This window comes from Pseudomonas sp. KT_2_4 (assembly GCF_041410225.1).
Lineage (GTDB): Bacteria > Pseudomonadota > Gammaproteobacteria > Pseudomonadales > Pseudomonadaceae > Aquipseudomonas > Aquipseudomonas paracarnis.
The window spans coordinates 5,262,866-5,277,091 of sequence record NZ_CP166962.1 but is presented as its reverse complement, the minus strand read 5'-3'; the positions used below and the strand labels follow the sequence as shown (position 1 = coordinate 5,277,091).

The 14,226-nt window shown below is 60.3% G+C and carries 21 protein-coding genes and 1 pseudogene; all 22 read right to left on the bottom strand.

All coding sequences use genetic code 11. The annotated features are described in order from the left end of the window. Positions 1-27: 27 nt before the first annotated feature. Positions 28-1,188, bottom strand: a complete 1,161-nt coding sequence (locus tag AB9N64_RS24230; RefSeq protein ID WP_371359714.1) for a phage tail tape measure C-terminal domain-containing protein — start codon at positions 1,186-1,188, stop codon at positions 28-30. 62 nt (positions 1,189-1,250) lie between these two features. Next, positions 1,251-1,505, bottom strand: a complete 255-nt coding sequence (locus tag AB9N64_RS24225) for a hypothetical protein (protein WP_032803291.1) — start codon at positions 1,503-1,505, stop codon at positions 1,251-1,253. A gap of 29 nt (positions 1,506-1,534) precedes the next feature. Then, entirely contained in the window at positions 1,535-1,885 is a 351-nt protein-coding gene (locus AB9N64_RS24220; RefSeq protein ID WP_032893278.1) for a phage tail assembly chaperone family protein, TAC, read from the bottom strand. 8 nt (positions 1,886-1,893) lie between these two features. Further along, the gene (locus AB9N64_RS24215) at positions 1,894-2,385 is read right to left on the bottom strand and encodes a phage tail tube protein (RefSeq protein ID WP_032893279.1); all 492 of its coding nucleotides are present in this window, start codon (positions 2,383-2,385) and stop codon (positions 1,894-1,896) included. A 92-nt stretch (positions 2,386-2,477) separates the two neighbouring features. Next, positions 2,478-2,675, bottom strand: coding sequence for a hypothetical protein (locus AB9N64_RS24210; protein ID WP_228391189.1), 198 nt, complete (start codon positions 2,673-2,675; stop codon positions 2,478-2,480). A 54-nt stretch (positions 2,676-2,729) separates the two neighbouring features. Further along, positions 2,730-3,740: a phage late control D family protein gene (locus AB9N64_RS24205; RefSeq protein ID WP_371359712.1), complete on the bottom strand. Its 1,011-nt coding sequence runs from the start codon at positions 3,738-3,740 to the stop codon at positions 2,730-2,732. Between the two features lie 9 nt (positions 3,741-3,749). Next, positions 3,750-3,962: a tail protein X gene (locus AB9N64_RS24200; RefSeq protein ID WP_017137071.1), complete on the bottom strand. Its 213-nt coding sequence runs from the start codon at positions 3,960-3,962 to the stop codon at positions 3,750-3,752. Beyond that, positions 3,955-4,338, bottom strand: a complete 384-nt coding sequence (locus tag AB9N64_RS24195; RefSeq protein ID WP_371359711.1) for a phage tail protein — start codon at positions 4,336-4,338, stop codon at positions 3,955-3,957. Before AB9N64_RS24195 ends, AB9N64_RS24200 begins: the two co-directional genes overlap by 8 nt. Next, positions 4,338-6,167, bottom strand: coding sequence for a phage tail tape measure protein (locus AB9N64_RS24190; protein WP_371359710.1), 1,830 nt, complete (start codon positions 6,165-6,167; stop codon positions 4,338-4,340). The genes AB9N64_RS24195 and AB9N64_RS24190 overlap by 1 nt, the downstream gene beginning before the upstream one ends. A 127-nt stretch (positions 6,168-6,294) precedes the next feature. Further along, entirely contained in the window at positions 6,295-6,867 is a 573-nt protein-coding gene (locus AB9N64_RS24185; protein WP_371359709.1) for a phage tail assembly protein, read from the bottom strand. A 181-nt stretch (positions 6,868-7,048) separates the two neighbouring features. After that, positions 7,049-7,555: a phage major tail tube protein gene (locus AB9N64_RS24180; protein WP_003189025.1), complete on the bottom strand. Its 507-nt coding sequence runs from the start codon at positions 7,553-7,555 to the stop codon at positions 7,049-7,051. After that, positions 7,555-8,721 carry a tail protein gene (locus AB9N64_RS24175; protein ID WP_032877508.1) on the bottom strand — a complete coding sequence of 389 codons (1,167 nt, stop codon included), beginning with the start codon at positions 8,719-8,721 and terminating at the stop codon, positions 7,555-7,557. Before AB9N64_RS24175 ends, AB9N64_RS24180 begins: the two co-directional genes overlap by 1 nt. A 2-nt stretch (positions 8,722-8,723) precedes the next feature. Then, complete coding sequence (locus AB9N64_RS24170) at positions 8,724-8,897, bottom strand: hypothetical protein (protein ID WP_175562987.1); 174 nt, start codon at positions 8,895-8,897, stop codon at positions 8,724-8,726. Between the two features lie 85 nt (positions 8,898-8,982). Next, positions 8,983-9,219 (bottom strand): tail fiber assembly protein, encoded by a 237-nt coding sequence (locus AB9N64_RS24165; protein ID WP_032903274.1) that lies wholly within the window; start codon positions 9,217-9,219, stop codon positions 8,983-8,985. An 11-nt stretch (positions 9,220-9,230) separates the two neighbouring features. Then, complete coding sequence (locus AB9N64_RS24160) at positions 9,231-9,983, bottom strand: hypothetical protein (protein ID WP_186559790.1); 753 nt, start codon at positions 9,981-9,983, stop codon at positions 9,231-9,233. 89 nt (positions 9,984-10,072) lie between these two features. After that, positions 10,073-10,609 (bottom strand): tail fiber protein, encoded by a 537-nt coding sequence (locus tag AB9N64_RS24155; RefSeq protein ID WP_032903278.1) that lies wholly within the window; start codon positions 10,607-10,609, stop codon positions 10,073-10,075. Further along, entirely contained in the window at positions 10,606-11,244 is a 639-nt protein-coding gene (locus AB9N64_RS24150) for a phage tail protein I (RefSeq protein WP_014717162.1), read from the bottom strand. Before AB9N64_RS24150 ends, AB9N64_RS24155 begins: the two co-directional genes overlap by 4 nt. Further along, positions 11,241-12,236 (bottom strand): baseplate J/gp47 family protein, encoded by a 996-nt coding sequence (locus AB9N64_RS24145; RefSeq protein ID WP_014717161.1) that lies wholly within the window; start codon positions 12,234-12,236, stop codon positions 11,241-11,243. Before AB9N64_RS24145 ends, AB9N64_RS24150 begins: the two co-directional genes overlap by 4 nt. Next, positions 12,233-12,565 (bottom strand): phage baseplate protein, encoded by a 333-nt coding sequence (locus AB9N64_RS24140; RefSeq protein ID WP_014717160.1) that lies wholly within the window; start codon positions 12,563-12,565, stop codon positions 12,233-12,235. The genes AB9N64_RS24145 and AB9N64_RS24140 overlap by 4 nt, the downstream gene beginning before the upstream one ends. Positions 12,566-12,574: 9 nt before the next feature. Beyond that, entirely contained in the window at positions 12,575-13,186 is a 612-nt protein-coding gene (locus AB9N64_RS24135; protein ID WP_073453114.1) for a phage baseplate assembly protein V, read from the bottom strand. Between the two features lie 3 nt (positions 13,187-13,189). Further along, positions 13,190-13,706: pseudogene (locus AB9N64_RS24130) on the bottom strand (hypothetical protein). Between the two features lie 23 nt (positions 13,707-13,729). Further along, positions 13,730-14,068: a phage holin family protein gene (locus AB9N64_RS24125; protein WP_005785384.1), complete on the bottom strand. Its 339-nt coding sequence runs from the start codon at positions 14,066-14,068 to the stop codon at positions 13,730-13,732. Between the last annotated feature and the right edge of the window lie 158 nt (positions 14,069-14,226).

Sequence of the window (14,226 nt, the reverse complement as noted above, 5' to 3'; positions counted from 1 at the left end):
TTTTCTCCAGGCGTAAGCCGTTGATGATCAGCGGCCGTTGATGGCCGACCAGATTTGCCCGCCCGGCTTGAGGTCGCGGGCGATCTGCTCGGCGGCGCCCTGGCGGGCGGAACCGGCATAGGCGCGGGCGACGTTCTGGGCGTTGGTGTCGGTGCCTGAGCCTTGGCCGTCGGCAACGTTGATGGTTTGCTGGATCACCACCTGGTTGCTGCTGGTGTTGCCTGATTGACCGCCGCCCAGTGCGCGCACGCCCAGGGAGCCGTCGGAACCACGGCTCAGAGGCATGATGGCTTCGGGGCCGGCTTCGCCGAAGAGGGCCATGGGAGCCAGGGTGGGGCCGGTCGCAATGGAGTTGGTGAATACCCCTCCATTGGCATACTTGATGCCGGAGACATTGAGTTCATTTTGATACCCGCTTGGCCCCAGCACTGAACCTGCTGGAACAGAAGGGCTCAACCAACTGGTGATGGCCGAGCCGGCCAAACTGAACAACGACTTCAGGGCACTAGAGGCCGCCGTTTTGGCAGCCATCGCCGCCATGTCTTTAAGTACCGAGGTGGCAAAGTCAGAGAAGTTGAACTTCCCCGTAGTCGCAAACGTCAGGACCGCGGCGTCCATCTTCTCAAAAGCACTGGCGAACACCGCCTTCGATTGCTCGGCTGCCGTACCTGCGTTAGTAGAATACTCTTTGAACGCAGCACTGGCACCTTCGCGCCAATCATCGAGCAGTTGGGTCATATCGGCGAAATTACTTTTAACCTGCCCAGTTTTTTCTTCACTCAGAAGAGCCATCCCCTCCTGATCCGATGAAGCTGCATCCCCATACGGCCCACCCGTTGGAAACTTCAGCCCCGCCCGCTCGGTGTAACTGGACTGCGCATCCAACGCCCCAACAAAATCATTCTGCGCACCCTGGCTCTGCTTGAGCACTTGCACCAGCTGCGCATTTTTCTGGATAAATTTTTCTGCCGCATCCGTGGCCGGGTCATAGGCCCTCTGAAAGCCCTTGAACTGGCCGGACGTGACCTGTAGCGCCGCTGCGGCAGAGGCGCTGACCTTTTTGCTGGCGTCCTCGATCTTCTGCTGCATCTCGCGCATGCTGTTTTCGGTAATCCGTGACGCCTTCGCCAGGGCCTGCTCCAGGCTGCCGAGGTTGAGCGTCAGATTACCCTGGGAAGCAGTTGCCATAGGTTTCTCCGGGTCATGGATAAAACCCGTCGAAACGGGTTTCAAGGAAAGTCGCGTCGTCCTTAACGCCACTCGTTCATCGCACGTTCGAGCGACACACCCCGGCGCAGCTCGTGGGGCATGAAGTCAATCATCTCGGCCGTGCCGCCGCCCAGCCGGTGGGTCTGCAGCGCCACCAACGCGCTGCCCGCCTCCAGCCGCCTACCGGCGTGCAGGGAGCCATATCGGTCGATATAGCGCCCCCAGGCCAGGGCTTCGTGGTAGGTCATGCGTTCCTTGGCTTCGGCGATCGTGCGGCCGCCGACTCCGTTCAGCACCAGTTCGTGCCAGAACTCATCGGCGACCGTCAGTTCTTTGCGCCGCCACCCTGGGTGCCATTGACCTCATTGACTGCATTGAGCATCACAAACCCCAATGACGGCTCAAGGCCGAAGGCATCGTCATAACTCAGGGCTTCATCACCCTCGGCCCCCAACGACACTGAGGCGGCGAGGTAGCTGGCGTTACGGCTCTGTGCCGATTCGCCTTGACTGAACAGACGCTCGATCACGCCAAAGGACTGGCGGCGGATGTGCAACGTGAACGTGTCAGTCACTTCCTTGCCAGTTTTGCTGTCCAGGTGCGTCCAGCTGATTTCCTTCTTCACCAGTTGGCCATCGACGATGCCGCCCTTGGCTTTCAGTTGTTTGAGGTTCATGGCGGCTCTCAGGCTTTCTTGATCCAGGCGCTGGCGCCGGTACGTTGGATGGTGACGGTGGTGGTCACGACCGCGTTCAGTGCGAAGTTGAACGGGAAGTCCGACACGTAGCCGTCGAAGGTGAACCAGGTGCGCGTCGCCGGCAGTTCAAAGCCATCGCCTTTAGCGTTGACGGTCGGCAGTACGTCCTTGCCGTCGGACCAGCCCACGGCCCACTTCACGCCGGTATCGCCCTTGGCTTCCGACAGCTGGTGCAGGCGGATGTGGCTGGCATTGGTGGGGTCGGCGTTCAGGCCCAGGCTCGCTGTGCCAGGGGTGCGCAAACCTTTCTTGTAGCTGCGCTCTTCGGCATTGAGGCTGGTGTCTTCAATCTGCTCGGCCGGCGCGCCGCCCGGTTCGAACGAAGTGGCGTGCTCGACTTCCAGCACGGTATAGGGCCCGGTGCCGGAGACCGGCGGAACGAGGGCGAAAATCTGGGTACCTTGGGTAAGAATCGACATCGAGTGTTCTCCATGAACAATAAAAAACCCGCGAAGGCGGGTTGTGGGGTGCAACGGCTATGGTGCTGCGTACAAGGCAGGTCGAGACGGGATCAGGGCGCCGGTTTGCCGTCCAGGTAAGGCGGTGCATTCGGGTCCGGTTCTCGGCTCTTGATCAGGTCGACCAATGCCTGGTTGCTCTGGGCCAACAGTCGAATGGCTGCGTTGAGCGCCACCTGGCCATCGGTCTGGGTTTGCAGGGCGGCGATCAAACGGTTGATCGCGGCCAATTCTTCGTCATTCATAGGCATCCTGGTTCCTGTAGCGAGTCAGTGGTGAGCGTGCGAAACGTGCAACGGTGACGATCAAGACGCCAACCCACCAGCCATGATCGAACTGCGATACCCCGTCGCCGGGTCGCCAACGTGGGTCACTTTGGTAATCGACCAGCGCCCCTGCATGTACACAGGCCAGGTGTCATCCAGCACCAGCAACCCTTCGGCTGCCAGCAACGGGTTGCCTGGGCAATCGATCTGTAACTTCAAGCCTTCACGGCCCACGCGGCGCAGTTCACCTTCGGCCACGGCGCGGGCTTCGGCTTCGTTCTGGCAAGGCTGACGCAAGGTCTTGAACGGGGCTATTCCGACCTGGACCACACGCTGTTTGCCTGCCGCGGCGTCCCACCAGCTGACGCGGCTGCCCATGTATTTGGAGCGCGATTTTTCATCAAGCTTGGCGGTGATAAAGGCCTGGTTTCCCGGGCGGTTGTCGTGTGTCACGGACAGCTTCACTTCGGGCAGCAACTGGCCGGTGAGTGATTTGGCCTGCCCCGCTTCGGCCAGCACATAAAGCTCGTTGAACGGCTTGGTGACCGCGTTGTAACGCTTGGCCAGGCGGGTGATGAAGGCCATGTCGCTTTCGTTGGACTGGTCGATATGCTCGATCGCAATACCGTCCAGCGTGGGTGCCACACGCGGCGAAAAGCCGTGGCGGCTGACCAGTTGCCGGAACAATGCGCCCAGGGTGGTCGGCCCATGACTGGCGGAACGGCGCTGGCGGTAGCCGCTTTTATCCGTCCCGCTGAAGGGTGCGGCGGTGGCCACGATCATCAGGCGCATTGGAAAGAGCACCGGGGTTCGTTGGGTGACGACAAATTCGCCTTTTTCCACCAGGCCGGTTTCCTGATAGCCGACGCGCAGGCCGATCTTGCCACTGAGGCTGGGCAAGCCTTCCAACCCTTCGATGTTGAGGGTCAGCTCCAGGCGATCGGTCTCGATGCCCGCCGCGTCGGTGTGGCTCCAGTGCATCAAGCGTTGATTGAGCAGCGTCGCATTGGCGCCATAGAACTCCACGATCGGGGTGAATCCCTGTGCCATACCGCCTCCTTAATCCCAGGCCAGGACGGGACGCACCGCGGCCGGCCTGGCTTGCATCTCAGGCACAATCACCCATACACCTGCGGGCAGTACCGGGCCGTATTCGGCGAGTTCAGGGTTCAAGCGCCAGAGGGTTTCTTCCGCCGCGTCATCGCAACGGCCCAGTTCGCGGTAGAGCAACAGGTTGACCGAATCACCGGCAATACTTCGCACTCTACGCATTGACGAATTCCTCCAGTTCAAGGGTCCAGGTCATGACCATGGCAGTGCCGTCATCGATCACATGGCTCTGGTTTTCCATCACCGCATTGATCCGCCACTGGCCCCAGTTACGGCCGATACCATCAACCAGCGGCAACGGCGCCCGCGCATTTTGCAGAGCGCGCAATTCGTCCAGGCGTTGCATACCGACGGCGTACATGGCGGTGCCGCTGAACGTGAGTTTTTCCAGCTTCTGGCCGTTCTGGCGCGACTGCGGTTTGCTGGCAATGATCGCCAGGTCACTCCAACCGCCGTCGCTGTTGCGCATCAGCGATGAATAGGCAAAACCTCGGGACAAGCCAAAAATAAAGTCGCCCAGCACCATTTGTTGTCGCATCAATCACCTCCTGAAGGATCGGCCAGGGCCGCGTTGCGCCGGATGCCCAGGGAGTCGGTAACCATCGGCACGCATTGAAACTGCAGGGCCTGGATCACCTGATTGACCACCTGCTGAGCGTCCGCCGGGTTGACGCCGGTGATCTGGATGCTCGGTGAGAGCGTGACCTGGACGTTGTCTGTTCGCGCGCTGTTGAGCTCTTTACTCAGGGCGTTCGGCGCAGGCAGACGATCGCTTGAAGCGAACAACTTATCCCCAAGCCAACTGCCTGCTTCGCTGCCGAGCAAGCCACCGATGGCGCCGCCGACTGCGGTGCCGATACCAGGGAAAACCAGGGTGCCGAGCGCGGCGCCGGCGGACGCCCCGGCCCAGGCGCCACCGGCGGTGCTCAGGCCAGAACCGACAGCCTTGACGTCACCAGTGCGCACGCCCTGGATCACATCCACGGCGGTGTCGACGTACTTCAGTGGACCTAGGCGGCGGGCGCCGGCCAATCCCAATCTACTCACGGTTCCCAGCGGGTTGGCAGGCATCTTCAGCGTGCCAGGCAGAGGTTCACGCTTGAAATCGGGAGTATTGGCCGGAGTCATTACCCGGCTTTCGAAAGGCATGGGGATGAGCTTGCGCTCTAGTGCCTCGATCAGCCCGGGGCCTTTGTTCGCGGTCGACGGGCCTGCGGATGGGTTCTTTGCTCGACCGTTCGCCAGCCCCTCACGGGGTTGCAACCGCTGAGCCGGGCCAGCGGCATTCAGGCCTAAAAACGGCGGCGGTAACAACGCTTTTGCATCACGTTCGAGGCCGCTTAGAATCCTGGCAAACACACCGCCTTTCCTGCCTGCCGGCGATCGTTTGGTCGAGGCTGTCTTCGGCGCAAGCGGCTGTTTCTTTTGCCTGCTCTGCGCGCTTTGAGGGCTTCGAGATCTCTGCTGTTTTTGCGAGGACGACTGACGAGAACTCTTTTTCCCCCGGGAGCCCTGCGAGCGCGAACGTCGACTTCCAATCGGGCGCTCAGTTGCGGTCGCACAGCAGCACGCTTTGTCTTTCTCCGAACCGCCATCCTTGAACAGCTTGCCAACACCGGGGAGCTTACCCAGCGTCGCATCGACCACATTGCCGGCAACGCGGCTTTTTATCGTGTCTCCCAAACCTGAGAACAGTTCGGTAAACACCGGCGTAACAGCTCCAGCCGTTTTGATCGCGCTCGCCAGAACCGGTGAGTCTTCAGCGGCGACATTGGCGCTGTCCGTCAGGCTCGTCTTGGCTTTCAGCCAAAGCGATTCTCCCCAGACCGATGTGGCATCCAGGGTTGTAGAGAAGCGTTTGCTGCTTTCGCTCGACTCCTCGCGCAGCACCTTGACTGACTTCTCCGACGTCGCGGATTTGTCGAACTTCAAATAGCTGCCTGAATGCTGCAGCGCGCTTGCCAGGTCTAGTATCTGGGCGTTGCCCAGGGTCATGGCCTCGCGGGTATGGCGTAGATCCTCAGAGGTGCTCGAAGCGGATTCAGATACCGTCTTCGATTCTGTTCGCTCACCCACATTGGATGAACGCACATCAATTGCCCGCAGCGTCGACAAGGCGGTGTCGAGCGAATCTACACCCTCACGCAATGAGCCGAGCGACAGTGCCAGTTCATCAAGTTTCAGCGTTGCGTTGGCGAGCGCGGCAACTGTCCCGGACAAGGCCGCCAAATCCGTTGACGGGGGTGGGCTGCCAACCGACAACGCACCGGGGCTGAGGATATCGGCGTCATGTGCGCCGTTTGTATTGCCGAACGCATCCCGGCCATTCAAGGCAACGGCATATGCGAGCGAATAGCTGTTCTGCATCCCGCTTACTCCTGTTTAACGCCAAGGCGAGTGATCGCGATGTCGTAGCGGCGCAATGCTTTTCCGGCGTCCCAGTCGAGGATCTCTGCCTCATTGACCGAGTAGATCAGCGGCACCACATCGAGGATTACTTCGATGTCGCGCTGCGAAAGAAGTCCGCCGGTTGATTTAAAAAATCGTCGATACGCTCCTGCAGTTCCGTCCAGTCGGGCACGGTCAAGCCGGCCAGGTCGGGGATCATCAGGCCCGTGCAATGGGCAGTGATGAACTCGGCGCGCTCTTTGTTGGTGGCGAGTTTTTTCATCACTTTGGTGGCGCGCAAGGCGGGTACTTCCAGGGGCAGTTCGGTCAGGGTTCGGCCGGCGGCTTCCAGGGGCAATAGCAGGTGGACAGGCTGGTCGTGGGTCGTCACGTCCTGTTGTTTCAGGAAGAACGAGGCCGGGCGCGTCGACATTTCGTGTACGTACTGCGCAATGCTCACGTAGTCCGGGCGCTTGAGTTGGTCGAGCTCTTTTTCCGACAGGCCGGTGGCGAGTTTCGCCAGCTCAAAGAACTGGTCGTCCTCGTCATCACCGGCCCGGGCCAGCGCGTCTTTTTGCGCGGCGTAGAACAACGGTTTGAGCTGAACCTGCTGGATTGTCGCACCGGTGTCGGCGGTGATCGGGGCCAGCAGGGTATGCAACGGTGGCATCCAGGCCATGGGGCAATTCCTTGTTGAACGGTGTTGAAAAGTGCGAAAAATCTAAACCTGAGCACGGCCTCTGTGGGAGCTGGCTTGCCTGCGATGGCATCCACTCGATACACCAGGGATACCGAGTCGCCTGTATCGCAGGCAAGCCAGCTCCCACCTTGACCGTGCTCGCTTCAGGTTGTGCTGGCCTTTAAGGCATCAGTACGGCGCGGCGCGCATCGCCAAGAATGTCGACACCGTTCAGTACGAACTTCTGGGTGCGCACGTCGATGTCGATCACCGAAATGCCATTTTCCAGACGGTTGTAGGTACGGCAGGACAGTTCCAGTGTGGTGGTGGCCTTGTCGCCCATCTTCAGCTTCGCCTCCTCCAGGGATTTGAGCTTGCCGCCGACGGTGTGGTAGGTGAAGTAGGTTTTGCCATCCTGATCCTGGCCGGCTTCACGCACGTTCAGCAAAATGTCGTCGCCCATGCGCACGCCCAGGGCCAGCATGATTTCCGGGCCCGCACCTTGCAGCACCAGCTTGGCATTGAGCACCTTGCCGCTCTTGGCCATCTCCTCGGCGATGAAACGCCCGCCGGACATGGCCTCCATGTCGAACTCGATCTTCGGCGGGGTGAACTCTTCCACGGTTGCGGACAACGGCAGGCCTTGAAGGGTGGCCGCAATGGCCTGTCTGACTCGGTTGGTAAACATTAGAGAACGTCCTCCAGGAACTGCTCGATGATTTCATCGCGGGCGTTGAGTTGATAAACCATGTGTTCGTTCGGCGCGTAGCGGCCGTAGTCGATGACGATAAACCAGGTGCCGTTCTTGTACTTCTCGACGCTGTTCAGCTCCGGGTGCAGGTACACGCTGCCGCCGGGGATGGTTTCGTCGGCCACCAGGGTTTGCAGCCAGTCGTTGATGCGCTTGACCTCCTGGTCCATGAAGGACTTGGTGAGGTTCTTGGCCATGGCTTTCTGGCCAGCCTTGACCAGCTTGCGGCTGATGGCATCTTCCAGGCCGACGTAGCTGATGAACTTGCCGGTGATGGAGCGGTTGCCCAACAGCGAGAAGCCGCCGAGGATGGTGCGAGCGTAGTAGCTCACGCCGTAGCGGTTGAGCAAGTCGCCTTCGGTGGAGGTGTCGAGGATGTTGTACTCGACCACGCGGGAAACGTCCTCGGCGAAGGTCACCTGGTTGCCCGGGCTTTCCCACTGCTTGACCTTGGCCAGCGCGGCGATGGCCAGCGAGGATGGCGACAGGAACACGTTTTTCTTCGCGGCCTTGGAGTACACCGACGGCATGTTGTGCACCAGCAGGCAACGGTCGAAGCCCAGGTCTGCACCGCCCAGCTCGCCGCTGTACGTCACTTGATCGGCAACGGAAGCGTCCTTGCCATCCAGCACTACACGGGCCTTGATGCGCTTGCCGAAGGAGGCGAACTCACCGGCCACGGCCTTGGTGCCGGTAAAGCCTGGAGCGCCGATGATGGTCAGGTCTTCAGGGACGCTGCTCAAGGCAGCCAGGCCCAGTTTGCGACCGGTGACCGGGTCGTTGCCGCCGATCACATTGTTGATCGTATCGGCCGGGGTGGCGCCCTCTTCGACGATCACGACATAGACCGGCACCTTGACCACTTTGAGGATCTGGTACACCGCCTGGAACAGGGTGCCCGACTCGGTGCCGGTAGGGTCCAGCAACGCCTGAGTGGTAAAGCTGTTGATGCGAAAAGGCGCGTTTTTGGGGATCGACGCATGGGCATTCGGCGCAGTGCCGACCAGGCCGATGACGTTATCGCCAAGGCCACCCATGGCCTCGGGAGATTCAGTGGCATTCACAGTGATGCCGTTGTGCTCGAAGTTCAGGACTTCTGCCATGGTTATTCAGCCTTCTGGGGGGTGGAGTTGAGGACGCTGGTCAGTTCCAGGCGGCCGGCGGTGCGCAGGGCGGATGCTTCGACGTCGAGCAGTTCCAGCTCCTCGCCGGCGGTGGACCAATGGCCGTTGCCGATGGGGAATGGGATGAGGACGGTGTAGGTTTGGCGGGTGGGCATGGGTGGAAATCTCCGAGTGGGAAATGCAAAAGCCCCTGCGGGGAGGGGCTTTGGGGAGGCGAAAAAAAACCGCTTTCGCGGTGGGTTATTTCAGGAACTCCGGCTTATGGGGCCATACAACGGCATCAGGATCGCTGCCTTGATCTGGAATATCTCGCAAGCCCTGACGGTAGGCCATAAATACAGGGCGATCCTTGTCCAGCATTGGATAGTCAGGCATGGCGGCGTAATCACTGGCCGCCAAGTCCGCATCGCGAGCTTTACGAATCAGTGTCCATTTAATCAGCGGGTGAATCTCAGCAAGTGCAAACTCAGGTTTCATCAGTATTTTCCTTAACCCAAAGCCAACATAGTTCCCCAATCGGAAGGGTGCGTGACGACACCGGTACAGGCACCGCCGAGCATGACTTCAATTAACCCACTGCCAGAAGTACGCATAGGATGAATATGCATGTAGTGAGAAAAGAACCCTGTCGGTGGTACGGGCACGGAGCACCAGCGCCACTTACCCTTTTTGTTGCCTGTCGTCCATGTACCGTCGACAGAACCCTCTACCACCCGAACAAAAGCGGCTATCGTCATATGGGTGTTGAGAGGCACAGGTGTTGTTCCGCTCAATCGTTCCATATCGACGGCACAAGGAAATGCAAGCCACGGGCTGACATTGTCCTCCGACCATTTCATTTGCCAGACGTGAATCGGATTTCGCCAATATTCGGCCGAACTAATATCGAAATCAGGAAACTGCTCACGCACATCTGCCTGAACCTGGCGCATAAAATCGACGTCTGCCTGAGGACGTCCCGCCGACTGAGCTGCCTGAGTAATCGTTCGTGACTTTGTCGCCGTGACCTGAGTATGAACATACCAACCGTCAATCAGGTTGCCCGTCACATCAGGGGCCATGTGAAAGTTCTTTGTCATCGCCACTCTGGGTATATGGCGACTCAAACTCGAAAGCTGGTCTTCATATTTCCTCTGAGCATCTGCAAGGGCTTTATCAATCTCCCCTACCTTACCCGCCACCGTATTCGTCAAGTTGTTTGCCGCGCTGACAACGGCGGCCAATTGCTGTTCAGTACTCAATGTTTGAACTCCTTGTTTTACTGGTCATTCCTTAACGGCTTGCAATCAAGCCAACGTATTACGTCCTGACGGTCATATGAAGCAGGCGGTCAAGCTGTCTTCGCCTCGAGCGCCATCAGGCGAAACAGCACCCCGATACCCCTTGTCATAGTGTCAATGCTCGCTGCCGAGAGCGACGCTAGCTCTTCAGTCAGCAGAATATTGAGGTTCTCAGTCCCTACCACAACCGTCACGCTATCCGCCGGCAACGGCGAAACATCCAGCGTAAACTTCTGCAGCACCCGCGCCGCCGCCGCTTTATACGTCAGCAACTTCCCCGCCACGGAATACACCGCCAGCAAGGTGCCACTGGCGAGGTAAAACCCGAACTCGCCTATCTCATACTCACCGTCGCCATCAAACAGCGCGGCCATCCTGAGTTGGCGCTCGCCCAGGTCTTCGTAATCGACGATGGCCACCCGTTGACGCTCGTCACGCAAGGCCACTTCCGTGCCGTCGGGGTTGTAGCGGCCGGTGCCGGCGCCGATGTGGGTGATTTCGCCTTTGAGGCCTTGGTTCTTTGCCTGCAGCACTTCATCCAAACCTTTGGAGGTGAAGCGCACCAGGCGCGTGATTTCATCTGTCATGGCTGCGCCCTGAGGTCGTAATCGTTAATGGTGTAGTGCTGGGCAACCCCGGCACTGTTTAGGCGAGCCACCAGCGCCAGGTCCGGCAATGCGCCGTTCAGGTAGAACTCGCCGTCGCTTAAAGGCGCGTCGAGCACTTGCGTGAGCGCGAGCTGGCCTTCGGTTTCATGCACGATGGTAATCGTCGCCTGATCGCGCTCGCTTTTCGCCGCGTTGATGCGACGGATCAGCCGGTTGTGGTCGCCGCTGGACCAACTGCGCCCGATGATCGCCTGCACGTCGAAGGTGTAAGGCACGCCCAAGGGGCGCTGCTGATACCAAGCGCTGATATTCGGCGTGAAGCCCAATGACTCCACCGCATGGCTCAGTGCCTTGGGTGTGCCGGCCTGGCGTTGGATCTGCCAGGACAAGGCCACGGTCAGGCGTTTTTCCGCTTCGCTGGCCTCGGCATCCCATTCGCTGACGCCACGGTCGGCGGCCAGGTAAGGCAGGAACTCGCTAGGGGTATACAGCGGGTTCATCAGCGCCGGAAACGGCGGGGCGACACGCTCAAGCAATGTGCCGAAGCCCAGGTCCAACGCCTTTTCCAGCGGTGAGCTGTTGGCGGGCAGCAAACTCGCTTTGGGTTCACTCATAGTGTGCGCACCTCCACCTCGACGCCCGTGCAATACGGGGCCTGGAACGCCGTGCTGACAATCGGCGCCAGCGGTTCGAGGATGTGCAGTTGCGCGGCCCCGGCACTGTGGATGGCGTAGTCGATCCAGCTGGGGTCCACCCGCCCTTCCAGACGGTGGCAGGACTCGGCGTAGTCTTGCAGCAGTTTCTGCGCGGCCACTTGGGTCAGCCCCGAGTCCGGGCCGGCGTTGATCTTGGCCACCACGCGAATTTTATAGGGTTGAATCTGCGCGCCTTGGACGCTGACAAGATCGGTTTCCGGCCGTACATCCGGCCGTGCGAAATGTCGACGTACACCGTCAAGCAAGTCGACAGATGGCGTGCCGTCGCCCTCCCTGGAAAGCACGGTGACCATGACTTCCCCCGGTGCGGTGCGGCGAGCGTTGCCGTCCTTGACCTGGGCCGCGTAGCCGTCGGGGTCGAAGGTGTAGGTGACCGTGACCACACCGGGCGTCGCGCTTTGTACTTTCACTGCTGGGCGCTCGCCCAAGGTGAACACTTCGCGGCGATACTGCATGCGCGAGCCCGCCGCTGGGGCGTGGGGTGCCAAGTAGTAGCGCAGGCGGGCGTCGTCGTCGCTTTCCAAGGTGGGCGGCACCGGCGGGAAAGCCGCCGGGTCGCCTGGGTCGAGCACTTGGCGTTCCAGGCCCATATCGGCCAGGCGCGCATCCAGGTTGCTGCCGGTGGCCCACCACGCCAGCATCTGCTTGATGCGCGCGTTGTATTTGCGCTCATGGGTTTGCAGGCGCACGCAAAACGCTTCCAGGGCCAGGGTCAGCAGTTCGCTTTCGTTGTCGAGGCTGACCTGGAGTTTGGCTGCGCTTTGCGGCGCGCGAGTGGCGACGTAGTCGATGACAAACGCTTTGAATTCGGCCAGCAACGGTTCGAACTCATCGACCTTAATGATGGCCGGTTCCGCCAGTTGGTTCTGGCCGGGGATCAGCATGCTCATGTCACGACCTCGAAGGATTGTTGGCGGTTTTTCCAGGTGCCGGCAAACCGCAGCAGCAGGCCGGCGCCCTGGCGGGTAGCGACAATGACCTGAGGGTCAAAATCGCCAATGCCGTTATGAATGTTGTAGAACGCTTGGGCGGCGTGGCTTTGGGCGAGGATCAGCAAGTCATCGCCCAGGTTCTGGCCGAGCAATTGCGGGATCAGTGAGCCGTACAGCGGGCGTTTTTGCCGCGTTCCGATGGGGGTGGTCAGCGCTCGGGTGGCGCGCTGCACAAATTGCAGCCAGTCGTCGACGGCCGCCCCGGTGTTCCTATCGATTCCGAGCATGGGGTGTCCTTATCGGGGGCTGATGACGCGTCCTTGATGGTCCACCACCGGGCCGCTGAAGTGCGCGCCGCCGGCATCCAGCAACAGGCTGGTACCGCCGATTTGCAGGGTGATGCTCTGGGCATTCATGGTCAGGCTGGCAGCGCCGACTTTAATATCGACCTGTTCACGGGAGCCGCTGACGGTGGTTGGGCCGTTGACCCAGTTGAAGGTATGGCTGGCATCGTCGTAGTCGCTTTGGGTGCCGTCTTGATGGCGCCGCCGGGTCAGCGTCGCCACGCTGGAGACCGGCGGGAAGCGATCACTGTTGAGACCAAACAGCGCCACAGACTGCACCCCGCCCTCCCCCCCGCCGTAGTTGAGCAGCAGGCATTGTTCACCCACCGTGGGGATACGGGTTTCGGTTTGCGCACCGGCGCTGGGGTTGAAAAAGCGGATCGCCGGGGTGAGCAGGTCACCGTGGCTGACCTTGCAGGTGTTGCTGGCCGCGTCGACCTGCTGGCAAATGCCAATCCGGCAGAAGCTTTCGGCGCGGCGGTAGAGGTCTTCGAGCTGGGTTTCCATCTCTGCCAGGCGTTCGACGATCGGTCCCAATTGCATGCGTAACAGCGCGTCGAACATGGGCTACTCCGCCAGTGGCTGGTATTGGGTTGGGTCGTCGATGTTGGAGACGTCCCAAGTGCAGGCAAATAGCGGTTGGCCTGTGGGATCGTCGAGTAACACCGGCCCCAGATAGAGGGTTTGTGTGAAGGAAACCGTCCAGGTGTCGTAGTCCGTTTCCACGGAAGTGCGCGCAGCGGGAGCGGCGACGATATTCGCCGGCAAATCGCACTGCGTCTGGGGCAGGTTCCAACGGTTATCCAACACCAGGTCCATGAGTTGGCTGGCCAGGTCGCAGGCATCGAACGGCAATGCACCGGGGGCGACCATGGCCCTCAGTGAAATGCTCAGCACGTGAGCCTTGCGCCCTTCGCGAGAGCGAATGCCCGGGCCATTGCCTTCGACCGTGACCTGCACACCGGTTTTTTTCGGCGTCGCCCTTAAAGTCCTGGTGGCTACCGACCTTGATGTCCGGGAAGGCCGCGTGCAGCACCGCGCCGATGGCCTGGGGCAGTTGGGATGGCTTTTCGATAAGCGTCATTTTAAGTAGCGTCCTTGCAACAATTACTGCGGGTCCTGGCGGGAGCCTTGGTTGATCCCGATGCGCTTGGCTGCCCACCGTTCATAAAGACCGATGGCCACGTCGGCACCGGCCATGGCGGTCAGGCAACCAATGGCGCCGGCGGTCCAGATCGACATTCCGGCGGCGTAGCACAGCATCAGGGCGGAAACCCCGCAAACCATGCACGCCCCGGAACGCAGGGCCAGACGGCGGATCAGTGACCAACCGCGGGCGCCCTCCTTGTCGGCCCGCCACATCTCGCCGGATACGCCGCCGATCACTGCCAATACGATCACCAGCCAGATAGGCATTTCCGCTAACGCTTGCTGTTCATTTGTCATGTCACGCCTCCTGGCTGAGCAATAGATAGTCCGTCTTTCATTTACAAATGCTTGAGTAGGTAGGCATTCCAAAAAGCCCGGTCGCCCGGGCTTTTCAGTAATGATGTCCTCGGACTTTCGGCGCTACTGGCGCGGTACGGTCCTTTCCTCGATGTTTT